This window comes from Streptomyces sp. WM6378, from assembly GCF_001279695.1.
In the GTDB taxonomy this organism is placed as follows: domain Bacteria; phylum Actinomycetota; class Actinomycetes; order Streptomycetales; family Streptomycetaceae; genus Streptomyces.
In genome coordinates, this window is the sequence record NZ_LGDD01000290.1 from 1 (window position 1) to 18,650 (window position 18,650).

General features: G+C 72.4%; 7 protein-coding genes and 2 pseudogenes. 2 read left to right on the forward strand and 7 right to left on the reverse strand.

Annotation, left to right across the window (positions count from 1 at the left end):
* Nucleotides 1-228, reverse strand: a pseudogene (locus ADK54_RS22320) (2-oxoglutarate ferredoxin oxidoreductase subunit alpha); the annotation flags it as partial.
* Between the two features lie 482 nt (nt 229-710).
* Between ADK54_RS22320 and ADK54_RS47640 the strand changes: the two are divergent.
* Nucleotides 711-1,205 (forward strand): annotated as a pseudogene (locus ADK54_RS47640) (hypothetical protein); the annotation flags it as partial.
* A 304-nt stretch (nt 1,206-1,509) separates the two neighbouring features.
* Nucleotides 1,510-2,271: a thioesterase II family protein gene (locus ADK54_RS22330; protein WP_053727454.1), complete on the forward strand. Its 762-nt coding sequence runs from the start codon at nt 1,510-1,512 to the stop codon at nt 2,269-2,271.
* A gap of 64 nt (nt 2,272-2,335) precedes the next feature.
* Here the strand turns inward: ADK54_RS22330 and ADK54_RS22335 are convergent, their stop codons facing one another.
* The 6 genes from ADK54_RS22335 to ADK54_RS22360 all read right to left on the reverse strand — a co-directional run bounded on the left by ADK54_RS22335 (nt 2,336) and on the right by ADK54_RS22360 (nt 18,647).
* Nucleotides 2,336-3,220: a 3-hydroxybutyryl-CoA dehydrogenase gene (locus tag ADK54_RS22335; RefSeq protein WP_053727455.1), complete on the reverse strand. Its 885-nt coding sequence runs from the start codon at nt 3,218-3,220 to the stop codon at nt 2,336-2,338.
* Nucleotides 3,217-4,206, reverse strand: a complete 990-nt coding sequence (locus tag ADK54_RS22340) for a 3-oxoacyl-ACP synthase III family protein (protein ID WP_053727456.1) — start codon at nt 4,204-4,206, stop codon at nt 3,217-3,219. Before ADK54_RS22340 ends, ADK54_RS22335 begins: the two co-directional genes overlap by 4 nt.
* Before the next feature lies 1 nt (nt 4,207).
* Nucleotides 4,208-5,563, reverse strand: a complete 1,356-nt coding sequence (ccrA, locus tag ADK54_RS22345; protein ID WP_053727457.1) for a crotonyl-CoA carboxylase/reductase — start codon at nt 5,561-5,563, stop codon at nt 4,208-4,210.
* 55 nt (nt 5,564-5,618) lie between these two features.
* The gene (locus ADK54_RS22350) at nt 5,619-8,900 is read right to left on the reverse strand and encodes an amino acid adenylation domain-containing protein (RefSeq protein WP_324610192.1); all 3,282 of its coding nucleotides are present in this window, start codon (nt 8,898-8,900) and stop codon (nt 5,619-5,621) included.
* A 128-nt stretch (nt 8,901-9,028) separates the two neighbouring features.
* Nucleotides 9,029-12,142: a type I polyketide synthase gene (locus tag ADK54_RS22355; protein WP_053727458.1), complete on the reverse strand. Its 3,114-nt coding sequence runs from the start codon at nt 12,140-12,142 to the stop codon at nt 9,029-9,031.
* 4 nt (nt 12,143-12,146) lie between these two features.
* Nucleotides 12,147-18,647, reverse strand: coding sequence for a type I polyketide synthase (locus tag ADK54_RS22360; RefSeq protein ID WP_420717353.1), 6,501 nt, complete (start codon nt 18,645-18,647; stop codon nt 12,147-12,149).
* Nucleotides 18,648-18,650 lie beyond the last annotated feature (3 nt).

Consider the following 18,650-nt stretch of genomic DNA (forward strand, 5'->3'; position numbering starts at 1 on the left):
GCTCGACACACCCGGCAACGTCCCGGCAGGCGCCCGGATCTCCGCCGGAAAGTTCGGCAACGTCGACAAATCATTGCCGAACGACGCCGTCTCCGACGTAAACCGATCCCCGGTGAGCTGCATACCATCACCCGAATCACCCGCAAAACGAATGATCACACGATCGAGACGCCGGACTTCTTTTTCGTACGCCCCCGTCACACCGGGGGCAATGGTTTCCACGGACATAGGTGTATCGGCTCCTGTCGGTGCTGTTCCGCGTGCGCAGGCGGACACTTCGGCGGACACGCGTTGCGGTGCACACGCGTTGCGGTGCGGGGGTCGTACGCCTCCCAGGAGCCTATGCACTGACCGGTAGAGAGGCGCTTGTGCCGCGACCCAGCCGCAGCTTGAGCAGGCGGGTGAATGGGGTCGAATGGCTCCGGCCCGATGCCGCCGCTTCACGTCGTCGCCCTGCCGGATCCCGTCCGCGGCAGAGCATTCACCTTCACTTCATTGCAACGACGAGAGGGGAGATCATTGCGTTATTTTCAAAACCATTGCAACGATTTCAGGCCGTCCACCTGCGCCAATGAACGCAGTGCGCAACAAGCATGTTGCCAACCACATGAATGCAACGTAGCGTTTCCATCATCAGAAACGATGGATCGAGAGCCTCGCACATCGGGAGGCGCGCGTTTCGCGGAGTGAGCGATCGAGGGGGCCGGATCATGGAGACAGCGCAGAGCCAACCGCAGGCGGCATCCGGCGCCTTCGCCGCGTTCGCCCGCTTCGTGCTCTGCGGCGGCGGAGTGGGGCTCGCCTCCAGCTTCGCCGTGGCGAGCCTCGCCTCGTGGATGCCCTGGAGCCTGGCCAACGCCCTGATCACCGTACTGTCCACGCTCCTCGCCACCGAGCTGCACGCCCGCTTCACCTTCGGCTCGGGCGGGCGCGCGACCTGGCGCCAGCATGCGCAGTCGGCCGGGTCAGCGGCGGCCGCGTACGTGGTGACCTGCGTCGCGATGATGGTGCTGCAGCAGTTGGTGGCGGCGCCCGGTGCGGTACTTGAGCAGGTCGTCTACCTGTCCTCCTCCGCCTTCGCGGGCCTCGCGCGGTTCGCGGTGCTGCGCCTCGTCGTCTTCGCGCGGAACCGCTCGCAGGCCGTCGACACCGTCCGGCCCGCGCCCGCTTCGTCACCCGCTGCCTCGCCCGCTGCCTCGACCGCGTTCTCGCCGGTGCCCTCGACCACCGTGCATGTCCCGGCACAGGCCATCGTCAAGTGGCCTGCTGCGGGCGGCAGTCGGGGTGTTCAAGTGTCCAGCGCCGGGTGCGGCCCGGTTGGCTACGCTCGGCAGGCTGGGGAGGTCGGCCGGCGCCGGGGCGCCGCCCGCCCCGGCGAGGCGGGCTGCCCCGAACGACCGCAGCGCTGTCATCGATGCGCTCGAACTGCCGGTCCGAATCGGGCAGTTGACCGGTCAGACCGGGGCCCGGGGGCCGGGCGGCCGGCACAGACGAAGGGACACACCAACAGTGAACAGCACTTGGTTCCGGCGCTACACCACGGCCGCGGGGGACGGGCCGAGGCTCGTGTGCTTCCCGCACGCGGGGGGCTCCGCCACGGCGTACACACACCTGTCGCACACACTGCCCGCCGAGTTCGACGTACTGGCCGTGCAGTACCCGGGGCGTCAGGACCGGTACCAGGAGGCGCCGTTCACGTCCCTGACGTCGCTCGTCGAGGCGGTGGCCGAGCAGCTGGCCCCTGAGCTCGCCGCGGACCCCGGACGGCCGTACGCCCTGTTCGGCCACAGCATGGGCGCGCTCGTCGCGTTCGAGACGGCCCGGCTGCTCGCCGAGACCGAACTGCCCGGCCCCATAAGGCTGTTCCTCTCCGGCCGGGGCGCCCCGGACATCCACGACACCACCGGTTACGACCTCTACGACGACGCCGATGTGCTGGCCGACGTGCGCAAGCTGGGCGGCACCGATCAGGCCATGCTGGAAAACCCCGATGTCCTGGAGATGGTGCTGCCCGGGCTGCGAGCGGACTACAAGGCCCTCGGCACCTACCGCTGGCGCGGGGGCGAGCCGCTCGCCACTCCGGTGACCGCCCTGGTCGGGGACAGCGACCCGATGGTGACGGTCCAGGAGGCTCGGACCTGGCGGCGGCACACCACGGGCGACTTCGCCCTGAAGGTCTTCTCCGGCGGCCACTTCTACCTCGCCGACCACCTCGACGACATCGCCGCGACCATCACCGACGGGCTCCTCGTCGGCGCCGCCGCTTCCTGACCGGCCGCCCGGAAAACCCGAACCGCGGCGACACGGACTGCTCCGTGCCGCCGCGGCGGGGTCGTCAGGCGTACGCGTAGAAACCGCGGCCGGACTTCTTGCCCAGCAGGCCGCCCTCGACCATGCGCAGCAGCAGCGGCGAAGGCGCGTACAGCGGTTCCTTGAACTCCTCGTACATGGCCTGGGCGATGGACACGGTGGTGTCCAGGCCGATCAGGTCGGCAAGCCGCAGCGGGCCCATCGGGTGCGAACAGCCCTGCACCATGGCCTGGTCGACGACCTCGGCGGTGGCCAGGCCCGACTCGACCATCCGGACCGCGGACAGCAGGTAGGGGAACAGCAGCGCGTTGACGAGGAAGCCCGCGCGGTCCGGCGAGGCGACCGGCTTCTTGCCCAGGACGTCGCGGACGAAGACCAGCGCCCGCGCGCTCACCGCTTCGTCCGTGAGCACCGAGTCGACGAGCTCGACGAGCGGCAGCGCCGGCACCGGGTTGAAGAAGTGCATGCCGAGCACGTGGCCGGGGCGCCCGGTCGCGGCGGCCAGCCGTACGACCGGGATGGAGGACGTGTTGGTCGCCAGGATCGCGTCCGGGTCCTCGATGATCTTGTCGAGGGTGGCGAACAGGTCCAGCTTGATCTGCTCGTCCTCCTTGACCGCCTCGATCACGAGCTGACGGTCCGCCAGTTCTCCGAGGTCATGGGTGAACGACACCCGGGCGAGGGCCGCGTCGCGTTCCAGCTCGGTCAGTTTGCCCTTGGCCACGCCCCGGTCGAGGGACGCGGCCAGCCGCTGCGGCGCCGTCACGAGGGACGACTCGGAGAACACCGCGACCGTCACGTTCAGCCCGGCCTTGGCGCACAGTTCGGCGATGCCGGTGCCCATGATGCCGCTGCCGACGACACCCACCCGGTCGATGCCGGTACCGGTGCTCTGCGTGGACGTGGTCATGCGTGGGCTCCCCAGGTCAGAAGTGACGCTCCGATCGACATGCCGCCGCCGAACCCGGCGAGCAGCACCAGGTCCCCCGGCTCCAGCGCTCCCGTGCGGTTGGCCTCGTCGAGTGCGATGGGCACCGAGGCACTGCCGACGTTTCCGTACTTGATCAGCGTGCGGTGCGTCTGTGCGGCGCCGAGGCCCGTACGCTCGACGACCTCGCCGAGCATCACGCCGTTGGCCTGGTGGGGTACGAAGTGGTCGACCGCGGCGATGTCCACCCCGGCCTTGCGGGTCAGCGCGAGCAGCGCCGGCGGCACGTGCTCGGCGACGAAGTCCCGTACCCCGCGGCCGTCCATCTTGAAGAAGTGGCCGCCCTCGGCGACGGTGGCCGCCGACGCCGGATTGCGGCTGCCGCCCGCCTCGACCCGGATCAGGTGATGGGCGTCGCCGCGGCTGGTCAGGTCGTTGGCGATGATTCCGTACGGCTCCGGCACCGCGCCGACGACCGCGGCTCCGGCGCCGTCGGCGAACAGGATCGCCGTCCTGTGGTCGGTGAAGTCCAGGATCCGCGAGTACACGTCCGCCCCGATCACCAGGACCCGGGCGTCGGGCCGCACGGTGACCAGGCTGTGGGCCAGCGTCAGCGCGTAGACGAAGCCGCTGCACACGACGTTGACGTCGAAGCAGGCCGCGCCGTAGGCGCCGAGACCGTGCTGCACCAGATACGAGGTGGGCGGCTGCGGGAAGTCGCCGGTGGAGGTCGAGACGATGATGTAGTCGATCTGCTCCGCGGTCAGTTCCGCCTGCGCCAGCGCCCGTTCGGCGGCCTTCACCGCGAGGTCGGAGGTGGCCTCGTGCGGGGCTGCGTAGCGCCGCGAGCGGATCTGCGTCTTGCGCTCGATCCACTCCGCGGTGACGCCGACGCGCTCGGCGACCTCCTCGTTGCCCACCTCGTCCTTGGGCAGGTAGGAGCCGGTGGAGAGGATGCCGATGCCCATGTCAGGACACCTCGGCGGCGGGGAGAGCGGAGCCGCGCAGCGGGTTGAGCCGCGCCGCGCCGATCTTCTCCCGCAGTGCGGGGTCGGTGACGCCGAGCCCTTCCTCGGGGGCCAGGCAGAGCACGCCGACCTTGCCGATGTGCCTGTTCTGCTGGACCAGCCGGGCGGCCTCGCCCACTTCCTTGAGCGGGAACACCTCGGAAAGGACGGGCGAGAGGTGGCCGAGCCGGAAGAGCCGGTTGCACTCGGCCTGCTCCTGGAGGTTCGCCGCGTGGCTGCCCACGATGCGCTTGAGGTTCATCCAGAGGTAGCGGTTGTCGAAGTGGTGGTCGTAGCCGGTGCTCGACCCGCAGGTGACGACCACTCCGCCCTTGCGCACGACGAACACGGAGATCCCGAAGGTCGCCCGGCCGACGTAGTCGAACACGACGTGCGGGTCCTCGCCGACCTGCCGCCGGATCTCCCGGCCGAGCCGCTTGCCCAGCTCGATCGTCCGCTCCGGGGTGAGCGCGGCGTCCCCGCCCATGCCGATGTCGTTGCGGTTGATCACGACGTCGCAGCCGAGCCGGCGCAGCGCCTCGGCCTTGTGCTCGGAGCTGACCACACCGACGGCGATGCCGCCCGCGTTCTTCACCATCTGCACCGCGAACGCGCCGAGTCCGCCCGTCGCGCCCCAGATGAGCACCACGTCGCCCTGCTTGATCCGCGCGCCGTTGTCACTGACGAGCATCCGGTACGAGGTCGCCGCGGTGAGCAGGACGCCCGCCGACTCCTCCCAGGTCAGGTGCGCCGGCTTGGGCAGGAGCTGGCTGGCGCGGACCACCGAGTAGTGGGCGAGCCCGCCGAAGTTCGTCTCGTAGCCCCAGATCCGCTGTCCCGCTCCGAGCATCGCGTCGGCGTGGGTCGCCGGCTCCTGCTCGTCGACCTGGACGCAGCTGGCGACGACGTGGTCGCCCACCTTCCAGTGCCGCACGCCGGAGCCGACACGCACGACGACGCCGGACGCGTCCGACCCCACCACCTGGTGCGGCAGATCGTGCCGGGCAGCGTAACCGCCCTCCTTGGCGTAGCGCTTGAGGAACTCGAACGTGGGCACCGGCTCGAACGTCGCCGACCACACGGTGTTGTAGTTGATGGAGCTCGCCATGACGGCGACGACCACCTCGTCCGGCGCGATGTCCGGCATGGGGACCCGCCCGACGTGCAACGACTTGCGGACGTCCTTGTCCGCCACGCCGTTGAACATGCCGACGTCGCAAGCCATCAGGTGCGCGGCCTCGTAGTCCGGTGGAAGTTCGTGTCTTTCGAGCTCGTCCGGGCCGGCCCCACCCAGCAGGGCCTCGGTCAATGAATCCATGATTCCGTTACTCCCTTGAGTGGCCAAACTCCGCGGTCGGTCGAGGGGACGGCGGTCAGAGGACCGCGCCCTGCCTCGTCCTCCGGCTCAGAGTCGGCCTGCTGGACTGGGCGAGGTCCTTCCACATGTCCGACAGACCGGTGATGGTGCGGGCCGCGAACAGGCGGCGGATCGACACCTCCTGCTTCAGCTCCGCCCGGATCAGGCCGACCAGCCGGATCGCCCGCAGCGAGTTGCCACCGAGGTCGAAGAAGTCCTCGTCGATGCCCACCCGGTCCAGTTCGAGCACGTCGGCGAAGGCCGCGGCCAAGATCCGCTCGGTGTCGTTGCGCGGCGCCCGGTACTTGCCGTCGTCGAACTCGGGCTGCGGCAGCGCGGCCCGGTCCACCCGGCCGTCGGCCGTCAGCGGCAGACGTTCCAGGACGGTGAACAGCGTCGGCACCATGGACTCCGGCAGCCATCCCGCGGCGAACCGGCGCAGTTCGTCACCGGAGACGGTCCGGCCGGCCACCGGGACCACGTAGGCCACAAGGCGCTGCTGCCCGGAGCCGTCCGTGCGGACGGCCACCACCGACTGGGCCAGGCCCGTGTGTTCGGCCAGCACCTCCTCGACCTCGGCCAACTCGACGCGTACGCCCCGGACATCGACCTGGGCGTCGGCACGGCCGACGTATTCGAGCCGGCCGCCGGTGCCCCAGCGCACCCGGTCTCCGGTGCGGTACATGAGCCCGCCGGCCGCGCCGAACGGGGAGGGCACGAAGCGCTCGGCGGTCCGTCCGGGCCGGCCGAGGTAGCCGCGCGCCACGCCGGGCCCGGCCACGTACAGCTCGCCGGTCACGCCGACGGGGACCGGCGCGAGGCCGGGGCCCAGCACGTGGAGGGTGGTGTTGGCCACGGGGTGGCCGATCGCGCCCGCGTGGCGGACCGGTTCGTCGACGGCCAGGCGGTGGCGGGCGGCGAACCCGGTGGTCTCGGTGGCACCGTGGCCGTTGACGATGGTCAGGTCGGGGCAGGCCTCGCGCACGCGGCGCAGTGCGGCCGCGGGCACGCGGTCCCCGCCGGTCCACACCTCGCGCAGCCCGGCGAGGCGCTCGGGGTGTGCGGCCGCGATCGTCGAGAACAGGCCGGCGGGCAGCCACACGGTGGAGATGTCGTGTGCGGCGCGCGCCTGGGCCAGTGCGTCGGCGTCCAGCTCTCCCGGCGGGGCGACGACGACGTGGCCGCCGCCGAGCAGGGGCACCCACACGTCGAGGGCGAACGCGTCGCAGGTGTGCGGCGCGTGCCACAGCACGGTGCTGTGACCGGCCTGCCCGTGGCCGTCCGTTACGGCCTGCGCCATGTTGCGGTGGGTGACGGCCACGGCCGTGTCCGCACCGGCCGGTCCGGAGCCGTACAGCACGGCAAGCAGGTTGTCCGGGTGCGAGGGGAGCGGTGCCTGCGGCACTCCCTCGCTGTCGCCGTCGGCGCTCTCGGCGTAGAGGTCGTCGAACACGAGGGTGGGAACGCCGAGGTCCGCGGAGAGTGTTCGGGCGGTCGCCGCGTCGGTGAGCAGGGCGCGCGCCGCGGCGTCGCCGAGCTGCGAGGTGATGCGCTGCGCCGGGGCCGCCGGGTCGATCGAAAGGTAGGCTCCGCCCGCCTTGACCACGCCGAGCAGGGCGACGGCGAGGTCCACGGAGCGGGGCATGGCCACCGCCACGACCGTCTCGGGTCCGATGTCGCGCCGGCGCAGGGCCTGGGCGAGACGGCTGGAGCGCTCGTCCAGCTCCCGGTAGGAGAGGGCCACGTCGCCGGAGGTCAGCGCGACGGCGTCGGGCTTGCGCGCCACCTGGCGGGCGAAGAGTTCCGCGACGGTCAAGGCCGGCACCGGCGCGTCCGTGTCGTCGGCCAGCGTCGCCACCTGGTCCGGCTCGGCGGCGCCCACCACGTCCAGGGCGCCGACCGGCTGTTCGCCGGCGGCCACCACCGCACGGATGTGGGCGATCAACTCCTCGCCGATGAAGCGCAGTTCGGCCCGGTGGTAGAGGCTCGCGGGGGCGTCGAGCCGGATGTAGAGGTCGCTGTCGGCGCTGCCGTCGGTGTAGACGCCGATCGACAGTTCCTCGAAGGTGCCGGTCGTCGCGCCGGAGTAGCGTGCCGGGCTGTCGGCGAAGTGGAGCTGCTCGGCGAACTCGACGACGTTGACGACGGCACCGAAGCTGCCGCGGCCGCTCAGGGCGGTGCCGCTCGCACGCTGGATGTCGGAGTAGTGGCAGGCGGCGTGGCCGAGGACCTCGTACGTCTCGTCGACGAGGGTGTCGGCGAACTCGGTGAACGTCGCGCCCAGCGGCACCCGTACGCGCACCGGCACCACGTTGACGGCCAGGCCGGGCGTGCGGCTCGCCACGCCGACGCGGTTGCTCACGGCCAGCGAGAGGAGGAACTCGGGCCGGTCGCAGCGGTGCCGGAAGAACACGGCGGCGGCCGCGGTCAGCAGCTGCGACATCCACAGGCCCAGGGCCTGCGCGGTGTCGGTCCACTCGTCCGCCTCGGCGCGCTCGACGGTCAGGGTGCGGCTCACCATGCCGATGGTCTCGGCCACCTCCGACCAGCGGTCGGCGCTGCTCAGGGGCTCGCTGAGGGCGGCTCGCTGGTCGTCGGACAGGGCCACGCGGGGAACCTGCGCGGGCGCGGGCGCATCGCGCAGGTAGGCGCTCCAGAAGGCGGTGTCCTCGGTGAACTTCGGGGAGGCGAGGTACTCGACGGCCTCGGCCGCGAACGACTCGGTGTCCCACGGGTACGCCATCTCTGGCACCTGCTCGCCGCGCACCAGCGCCGTGTACACCTCGGCGAGGCGGCGCGACAGCAGGCCGCCCGCGCCGAATCCGTCCGATATGAGGTGGTGGTAGGCGATCACCAGGAGGGAGCGGGTGGGCGCGAGCTTGACGACGCCCAGGCGGAACAGCAGGTCCCGAGCCAGGTCGAAGGGCTGCCGCACCAGGTCGGCCAGCGCGTCGCGGGCCGCCTGCTCGGGGTCGACCTCGGCGCTGAGGTCCAGGGAGAACGGCCGCCAGTCGCCCAACTCCCTTGGAACCAGGCGCAGTCCGCTGCCGTCGTCGACGAAGTTGACGCGCAGCACCTCCGCCTCGCCCATCACGTGCAGGAACGCGGCTTCCACGACCGCCGCGTCCAGCTCACCGTCCACATCCCACATGGTCAGCGCGTGGTTCGGCGTGTCAGGAGCCATTTCCTGCGCCCGCCACATGCCCTTATGCGCAGACGACGCACCGAACGAAGACACACAGATCAACCCCTCAACAAACAGGCCCGAGAATCGGAGGAATTCGCAGATCACCCCCACCTTCAGGGAAGTGGGTCAGCCCTTCAAGGCACCTTGGACGCCGGGCGGGACAGGCCGCGGTCGCGCTTGCGGTGTCCCGCCGGCGGGACGGTCCTGCGGCGCCCGAGTGCGCGCGCAGCACGGTCGGTTCACTGGCCGAGCTTGGCCATCGAGGTCATGACGTGACCGGCGATCAGCCGCGGTGACGGGTGTCGCAGCACCAGGTTGGCCCTCAGTTTGAGTCCGGTCGAGGCGGTCAGGCGCTTGCTCAGCTCCATCGAGAGCAGCGAGTCGAATCCGATCTCCTTGAATTCCTGGTCAGGGTTGATGGAGGCGCTGGTGGGGTGGCCGAGTACGACGGCGACCTTCTCCAGGACGTGGTCGAGGACGAGTGCCTTGGCGTCGTCGTCGGCCAGGGCGGAGAGCCGCTCCGGCAGGGGGACGTCGTCGTCGGCCGCAGGCGCCTCGGTCGGGAGGAGTTCCGCCGCCACGGCCGTGTGCGAGGCGGTCAGCCAGTAGCGCTGCCGCTGGAACGCGTACGTCGGCAGGTCCACCGGGCGGCGCGGGCCGAACAGGGCGTCCCAGTCCACCGACCCGCCCCGGACGTGGAGTTCGGCGAGCGAGCCGATGACGGCCGCCACTTCGTCGCGGTGCCGCCGCGTCGACGACAGGACCACCGCGTCCTCGACGTCCTCGACGATCTCCTGCACCGGGACGGTCAGGACGGGGTGCGGGCTCATCTCGATGAACACCCGGTAGCCGTCGTCGGCCAGGCGCCGGACGGACGTCTCGAAGACGACCTTTTCCCGCAGGTTGTCGTACCAGTAGTCGCCGTTCAGGCGGGCGGTGTCGATGACTTCGCCGTACAGCGTCGAGTAGAAGGGCAGCGCCGACGTCGTGGGGGTCACGTCCTTCAGCGCGCCGAGCACGTCGTCGCGGACCCGCGTCACGTGGTGCGAGTGCGAGGCGTAGTCGACCGAGATCCTGCGGGCCTGGGCGCCGTCGGCCTTCATCTTCTCGACGAACTCGTCGAGGGCGTCCGGCTCCCCGGACACCACCACCGAGCGGGGGCCGTTGACGACGGCGATGCTCACCCGGCCGTCCCACGGAACAAGGCGTTCCGCCACGACGTCCGCGGACTCGGCGACCGATGCCATCCCGCCGTGGCCGATCAGATCGACCAGTGCCTTGCTGCGCAGCGCCACGACCTTGGTGGCGTCCCGCAGTGACAGGGCGCCGCACACGTAGGCGGCGGCGATCTCGCCCTGGCTGTGTCCCACCACGGCGGCCGGCTCCACGCCCCAGGAACGCCACAGTGCGGCCATGGACACCATCACCGAGAACAGCGCGGGCTGGACGACGTCCACCCGGTCCAGGGACGCCGCGCCCGGCGCGGTGCGCACCACGTCGAGCAGCGACCAGTCGACCCACTCCTCCAGGGCGGCCGCGCAGGCGTCGAGGCTCTGCGCGAAGACGGGGAAGGTGTCGTACAGCTGCCGGCCCATGCCGACCCACTGGGAGCCCTGGCCGGGGAAGACGAAGGCGGTCCCGCCGCGGTTCGCGGACCTGCCGCGCACCACCGCGGGGGATTCCGCGCCCTCGCTCAACGAGCTGAGCGCGCCCAGCAGTTCGTCCCGGTCGTGGCCGAGGACCACCGCGCGGTGCTCGAACCGCGACCGGCTCGACACCAGCGACGCGCCGATGCCGGCGAGGTCCGCCCCCGTGTCGGCGGCGACGAAGTCGCGCAGCTTCTCCGCCTGCCGCTCCACGGCGGCCGCGGTCTTGCCCGACAGCACCCACGGCACCAGGCCGCCGACGACGCCCGGCTCTTGTCCGTCCGCCTCTGCACGCTCCTGCGGCGGCGCCTCTTCGAGGATGACGTGCGCGTTGGTGCCGCTGACGCCGAACGAGGACACGCCGGCCCGGCGCGGGCCGTCCCCACGGGGCCACTCGCGGCCCTCCGCCAGCAGTTCGATGCCGCCCGACGACCAGTCGACGTGCCGCGAGGGCGCGTCCACGTGCAGGGTCTTGGGCAGGTATCCGTGGCGCATGGCCTGCACGGCCTTGATGACCCCGCCGACTCCGGCGGCGGCCTGGGCGTGCCCCATGTTCGACTTCAGGGAGCCCAGCCACAGCGGCTTGTCCTTCGCCCGGCCCTTGCCGTACGTGGCGAGCAGGGCGCCCGCCTCGATGGGGTCGCCCAGGGTGGTGCCGGTGCCGTGGGCCTCGATCAGGTCGATGTCGCCGGCCGCGACGCCCGCGTTCGCCAACGCCCGCCGGATCACCTCTTCCTGGGCGCGGCCGTTGGGTGCGGTCAGCCCGTTGCTGGCGCCGTCCTGGTTGACCGCGGAGCCGCGTACGACGGCGAGCACCGGGTGGCCGTTGCGTTGGGCGTCGGAGAGCCGCTCAAGGAGCAGCACGCCCACGCCCTCGGCCCAGCCGGTTCCGTCGGCTCCGTCCGCGAACGCCTTGCACCGGCCATCCGCCGACAGTGCGCCCTGGCGGGCGAACTCGACGAAGGCGGCGGGCGTCGACATCACCAACGCGCCGCCCGCCAGGGCCAGGGAGCACTCCCCGGCCCGCAGGGACTGCACCGCCAGGTGCAGGGCGACCAGCGACGACGAGCACGCCGTGTCCAGGGACACCGCGGGCCCGGTCAGGCCCAGCTCGTAGGCCACCCGGCCGGAGGCGACGCTCAGCGAGCTGCCGTACAGCAGGTAGCCCTCCAGTTCGCTCTGCCCGGCCTCCAGGAAGCGCCAGCCGTACTCGGTCGAGCTGACCCCGGCGAAGACGCCGACGTCGGTGCCGCGTACGTCGGCGGGGACCATGCCGGCCCGCTCGAAGGCCTCCCAGGAGGTCTCCAGGAGCAGGCGCTGCTGCGGGTCGGTGGCCAGCGCCTCGCGCGGGCTGATGCCGAAGAAGTCGGCGTCGAAGCCGGCCACGTCGTCCAGGAAGCCGCCCTGGCGCACGTAGGCCCGGCCGACGGCGTCGGGGTCCGGGTCGTACACGTCGCGCCAGCCGCGGTCCGTCGGGAACTCGCCCACGACGTCCCGGCCGCTGCGGATGACGTCCCACAGCTCCTCGGGCGAGGAGGCGCCTCCCGGGTACCGGCACGCCATGGCCACCACGGCGATCGGCTCGCCGCGGCCGGCCTTCAGGGCGTCGTTCTCCTGGCGCAGGCGGTCGCGTTCCTCCAGCAGGGTACGGAGCGCCCGCTGGACCCGGTCCGCGCCCTCCGCCGTCTGATCCGCGGAGTTCGTCATGTCACTACCTCTTCTCATCCAGCGCCAGGTCGAGCAGCGCGTCCAGGTCCATGTCCGACAGTTCCTCCGCGCCGGCGTCCGCGTCCGTCGCGGCGCCCGGCCCGGACGGGTCGGCGCAGGCCAGGACCAGCTCCAGGAGGCCCGCACTGCGCAGGCTTTCGATCGAGACGTTCCGCAGTGCTTCGCGGATCTGCGCGTCCTCGTCCGGGTGCGGGTCCGCCTCGGGACGCAGCAGGCCGAGCAGGTGCCGGCCCAGCTCGCGGGGGGTGGGGTAGCTGAAGACGAGGGTGGATGCCAGGCGCAGTCCGGTGGCCGCGGCCAGGCGGTTGCACAGCTCGACCGCGGTCAGCGAGTCGAAGCCGAGCTGGGTGAACGCCTGGTCGGCGTCGACGACCGCGCCGGAGGGGTGTCCGAGGACGACCGCGACCTGGTCACGGACCCAGTCCAGGAGGGCTGCCTCCGCCTCGTCGGCGGGCAGGGTGACCAGCTGGGCGAACAGCCCCGAGGAGCCGCCGTCCTTGGCCGTGCCCGCCTTGTTGCGGCGGGGGCGGCCGCCCTCGGCGAGGCCGCGCAGGAGCAGCGGCAGTTCGTCAGCGCTCTTGCCGCGCAGCCCGGCGACGTCCACCCGGGCCGGGATGAGGACGGGCTTGTCGAAGGCGCACGCCGCGTCGAACAGGGCCAGGGCCTCGGCCGTCGGCATCGCTTCGATGCCCATGCGCCGCAGCCGGGAGAGGTCGGCCTGGTCCAGGTCCTCGGTCATGCCGCTGCTCTGCTCCCACCAGCCCCAGCACAGCGAGGTGCCGGGCAGGCCGGAGGCCTTGCGCTGCGCCGCCAGTCCGTCCAGGAACCCGTTGGCCGCGGCGTAGTTGGCCTGTCCTGCGGTGCCGAGGGTGCCGGCCAGGGCGGAGAACTGGATGAACGCCGACAGGTTGTGGTCCCGGGTCAGCTCGTGCAGGTTGACCGCACCGCCGACCTTGGCGCGCAGTACGTGGTCGATGCTCTGCGCGGTCAGCGACTCGACGGTGCCGTCCGCCAGCACACCCGCCGCGTGCACGACCGCCGTCAGCGGCTGGTGCGGGGGCATGTCCGCGAGTACGGCCGCCAGGGATGCGCGGTCGGCGACGTCGCAGGCCGCGACGCGGACGGCGGCGCCCGCGCTCTCCAGGTCCGCGACCAGTTCGGCGACGCCTTCGGCGGCCGTTCCGCGGCGGCTCGCGAGGAGCAGGCTCCGTACGCCGTGTTCGGCGACCAGGTGCCTGGCCACGAGGGAGCCCACTCCCCCGGTCCCGCCGGTGATCAGCACGGTTCCGCCGCCGAGGCCGTCGCCGAGCTCGAAGACCAGCTTGCCGACGTGGCGGCCCTGGCTCATCTCGCGGAACGTCCTGCGCGCGTCCCGGATGTTCCGGATGGAGATCGGGCTCAGCCGTATCCGTCCGTCGGCGAACAGCGCCATGACGTCGCGGAACATCGAGTGGATCACGTCCGGGCCGGCCGCGTAGAGGTCGAAGGCCGCGTAGGTGACGCCGGGGTGTTCGGCCGCCACCCGCTGGGGGTCGCGGATGTCGGTCTTGCCCATCTCGACGAAGTCGCCGCCCTGCGGGAGCAGCTTCAGCGAGGCGTCGACGAAGGTGTGGGCGAGGGAGTTGAGGACGACGTCCACGCCTCGGCCGCCCGTGGCGTCGAGGAACTTCTGGGCGAACTCCAGATCGCGCGAGGAGGCCAGGTGCGCGTCGTCCAGGCCAAGGGCGCGCAGGGTGGGCCACTTGGCGGGGCTCGCGGTGGCGTAGATCTCGGCGCCGACGTGCCTGGCCAGCTGGACGGCGGCCATGCCGACGCCGCCGGCCGCGGCGTGGATGAGGATCCGCTGGCCCTTCTTGAGCCGCATCACGTGGAACAGCGCGTAGTAGGCCGTGAGGAAGGTGCTCGGCATCGACGCCGCCTCGGCGTAACTCCACCCCTCGGGGACGGTCGTGAGCAGGCGGTGGTCCGCCACGGCCACGCGGCCGAAGGCGCCGGTGAAGATGCCGGTCACCCGGTCGCCGGGGGCGAGGCCGGTCACGTCGTCGGCCACCTCCAGGACGACGCCGGCGCCCTCCGTGCCGAGGCCGGCGTCGACGGCCGTCCGGTCGATGAGTCCCAGGGCGATCGTGACGTCGCGGAAGTTGAGGCCGGCGGCCTCGACGGCGATGCGGACCTGCCCGTCGGACAGGGGCGCTTCCGCTTCGGGGCACGGCACCCAGGTCAGGTTCTCCAGCGTGCCCTTCTTCGGGATGTCCAGCCGGTGCGCGCCGTCCGCCGGGGGCTCCAGCTGGTGGTCCGCGGGTGCGGCCGGTGCCATGCGGGGCACGAGGCAGGCGCCGTCGCGCAGCGCCACCTGGTCCTCGGCGAGGGCGAGCGCGTCCGCGAAGCCGGCCCAGGAGGTCTGCTCGTCGTCGATGTCCACCAGGCGGAACCTGCCGGGGTGTTCGGTCTGGGCGGACCGGATCAGGCCCCATACGGACGCGCCGGGCAGGCTTTCGACGTTCTCGCCCGCGCCGGTGTCGAGCGCCCCGCGGGTGAGCACCACCAGCGTGGCCGCGCCGAACCGCTCCTCGGCGAGGAACCGCTGGACCAGGTCCAGGACGTGCTTGTCGGCGGTGGCGACGGTGGTGAGGGGGTCGGGTCCGGCGGTGACGGCGTCGTCCAGGCACAGGACGACGTGGCGGGGCGCGTCCCCCGCGAGCGCGTCGTCCAGGCAGGTGTGGAGCGCGGCGGTGCCGTCGCCCGCCCCGGCGAGCCGGGCGGCCTGGCCGTCGTGCGCGCCGAGCACGGCCCACGGTCCACGGCCGGTTTCCGGCGTGGCCTGCGGGGCCGGCCGCCATTGCAGTTCGTACAGCGACTGTTCGCGGCCGCCGCGCGCCGAGCGCACCTGCTCGGCCGTCGCCGGCCGGAACGTCAGCGCGTCGACCCGGGCGATCTCGCGGCCGTGCTCGTCGGCAATGGCCAGCGCCACCACGCCTTCGCCGGTGGGGGTGAGCCGGACCCGCACGGTGGGGCCGCACTGCCCGGCGAGGTGCACGCCGGACCACGAGAAGGGCATCCAGCCCCGGTCGTCCGTCACCGTGATGACGTCGCCGACCACGACCGCGTGGAGCACGGTGTCGATCAGCGCCGGGTGCAGGGCGAACTCGCCGTCCGCGCCCTCCGGGAGGGTGGCCAGGGCGAAGAGGTCCTCGCCCCGCCGCCAGACCTCGCGCAGCCCGCGGAAGGTGGGGCCGTAGTCGAAGCCGCCGTCCACGAGGGAGTCGTAGAGGCCGTCGAAGTCGAGCCGTTCGGCTCCGGGCGGCGGCCACGCGGCGAGCGCGCGCGGGTCGTCGGCACGCTCGGCGGGGCGCGGGGCGCCCGCTGCCAGGGTGCCCATCGCGTGACGGGTCCAGCCGCCCAGGGCCGCGGCGTCCTCGGCGGGGCGCGCGTACACGTCCAGGGAGCGGCGGCCCGCCTCGTCCGCGGCGCCGACGGCGATCCGCACCTGTACGTCGCCCGTCTCGGGCAGGATCAGGGGGACTTCCAGGGAGAGTTCCTCGACGGCGGCGCATCCGACGTGCTCGCCCACCGACAGAGCCAGGTCCAGGTAGGCGGTCGCCGGGACGACGACCGAGTCGAACACGGTGTGGTCGGCGAGCCAGTCGTGGGTCCGCAGGGACCACAGGTCGGTGAACACCACCTCGTCGGTGGCGGGGTGGTCCACCAGGGCGCCGAGGAGCGGGTGTCCGGGGGCCGTCAGACCGGCGGAGGCCACGTCCGCCGACTGAGTGCCGGTCAGGAAGTCCATCCAGTAGCGCCGGCGCTGGAACGCGTACGTCGGCAGGTCCACCGGGCGGCGGGTGCCGAACAGGGCGTTCCAGTCCACCGACCCGCCGCGGACGTGCAGTTCGGCCAGCGCGCCGGTCAGCGCCTCGGCGGCGGCGCGGCCGCGCCGCGACGTCGACAGGACCACCGCGTCGCTCACGTCCTGGGCGGCGAAGGCGTCCTTGACGAGGCCTGCGAGCGTCGAGCCGGGGCCGACTTCGAGGAAGACGGTGGCTCCGGCCGCGCGGGCGCGCTCCACCGCGTCGTGGAAGCGCACGGGTTCGCGGACGTGGTCCACCCAGTGCTCGACGGAGGTCAGCTCCTGGAGCGTGGCCTCGCGGCCGGTCCTGGTCGAGACGATCGGGATCGACAGCTCGCCGCCGCCGGGGAGCGACTGGAGCGCCGTCGCGAACTCCTCCAGGACCGGGTCCATGAGCGGGGAGTGGAAGGCGTGGTCGACCGGGAGCAGCTTCGCCGACCTGCCGTCGGCCACCAGGCGGTCCCGCAGGTCGTGGACCTCGTCGCGAAGGCCCGAGACCACCACCGACTCGGGGCCGTTGACGGCGGCGACACCGACGCGGGTGTACGTGCCGAGCAGCGCCTCGACCTCGGCCTGCGAGGCGCGGACGGCCAGCATGGCGCCGGGCTCGGTGACGCTCTGCATGACCCGTCCGCGGGCGGCGACCAGCCTGGTCGCGGTGTCCAGGTCGAAGACTCCGGAGACGTGGGCGGCGGCGATCTCGCCGACGGAGTGGCCGATCAGGTGGTCGGGCCGCGGGCAGTGCCGCGCGAGGAGCCGGTACAGGCTGACCTGGAGGGCGAACAGCGCGGGCTGCATGACGTCGGTGCGCTCGTGTCCCTCGGGCTCGTCGGCCAGGAGCAGGGGCTTCAGGGCGAAGGGCAGGTGCGCGTCGAAGCGTTCGCAGACCTCGTCGAGGCTTTGCGCGAAGACGGGGAAGGTGTCGTACAACTCCCGTGCCACACCGGTCCACTTGGCGCCCTGGCCCGGGAACATGAAGACGGAACCGCCGAGTTCACCGGCCGTGCCGCGGACCACCGCGGGAACTTCAGAGCCCTCGCTCAGTGCCGTCAGCGCGCTCAGGAGTTCGTCGCGGTCGCCTCCCAGCGCCACCGCGCGGTGTTCGAACAGCGACCGGCTCGACACGAGCGAGGCGCCGATGTCGGCGAGGTCGGCCTGCGGGTCGGCGGCGACGAAGTCGCGCAGCTTCTCCGCCTGCGCGTGCAGCGCCTGCTCGGACCGGGCCGACAGCACCCACGGCACCGGGCCCGCGAAGCCGGCCGGCCCGTGGTCGGCGGCGTCGGGCGCCGTCTCCTCCTCGGGTGCCTGCTCCAGGATGAGGTGTGCGTTGGTGCCGCTGGCCCCGAAGCTGGAGATACCGGCCCGGCGGGGGCGTCCCGGCGCGCTGGTCCACTCGCGGGCCTCGGTCAGCAGCTCGACCGCTCCGGCCGACCAGTCCACGTGCGTCGAGGGGCGGTCGACGTGCAGCGTCCTGGGCAGCACGCCGTGCCGCATCGCCATGATCATCTTGATGATGCCGCCGACACCGCCGGCCGCCTGGGTGTGGCCGATGTTCGACTTCAGGGAGCCCAGCCACAGCGGGCTCTTCGGGTCCCGGCCCTGGCCGTACGTGGCGAGGAGCGCCTGCGCCTCGATGGGGTCGCCGAGCGTGGTGCCGGTCCCGTGCGCCTCGACCGCGTCCACTTCGTCCGGCTGCACCCGGGCGTTGGCCAGCGCCGCCCGGATCACGCGCTGCTGGGCCGGTCCGCTCGGTGCGGTCAGGCCGTTGGAGGCGCCGTCCTGGTTGATCGCGGAGCCGCGGATCACCGCCCAGATCCGGCGCCCGTTGCGCCGGGCGTCGGAGAGCCGCTCCAGGACGAGCATGCCGACGCCCTCGGAGAAGCCGGTGCCGTCCGCCGCGTCCGCGAACGCCTTGCAGCGGCCGTCGGCGGCCAGGCCCCGCTGGCGCGCGAACTCCCGGAACACCTGCGGCATCGCCATGACGGTGACGCCGCCGGCCAGGGCGAGCCCGCATTCGTCCTGCCGCAGCGACTGCACCGCCTGATGCACCGTCACCAGCGACGACGAGCACGCGGTGTCGACCGAGACGGCCGGGCCCTCCAGGCCCAGTGCGTACGACACGCGCCCGGACGCCACGCTGAGCAGCGAACCGGTCTGCGCGTAGCCCGAGATGGCCTCGGGGGTGACGAAGTGGTTCCCGTACCCGAAGTAGGCGAGACCGGCGAAGACGCCGGTGTTGCTGCCGCGCAGGGTCGCCGGGTCGATGCCGGCGCGTTCCAGGGACTCCCACGCGGTCTCCAGGAGCAGCCGCTGCTGCGGGTCGGCGGCCAGCGCCTCGCGCGGGTTGATCTCGAAGAACTCGGCGTCGAAGTCGCCCGCGTCGTCCAGGAAGCCGCCCGAGCGGGTGTAGCAGGTGCCGGGCCGGTCCGGGTCCGGGTCGTGCAGGGCTTCCAGGTCCCAGTTGCGGTCCTCGGGGAAGTCCGACACGGCGTCCGTGCCCGCCCGCACCAGGTCCCACAGCGCCTCCGGTGAGGTGGCTCCGCCCGGGAAGCGGCAGGCGACGCCCACCACGGCGATGGGTTCGGCGGCCGCGTCCGTCAGCTCCTTGAGACGCTTGCGCGTCTCGATCAGTTCGATCGA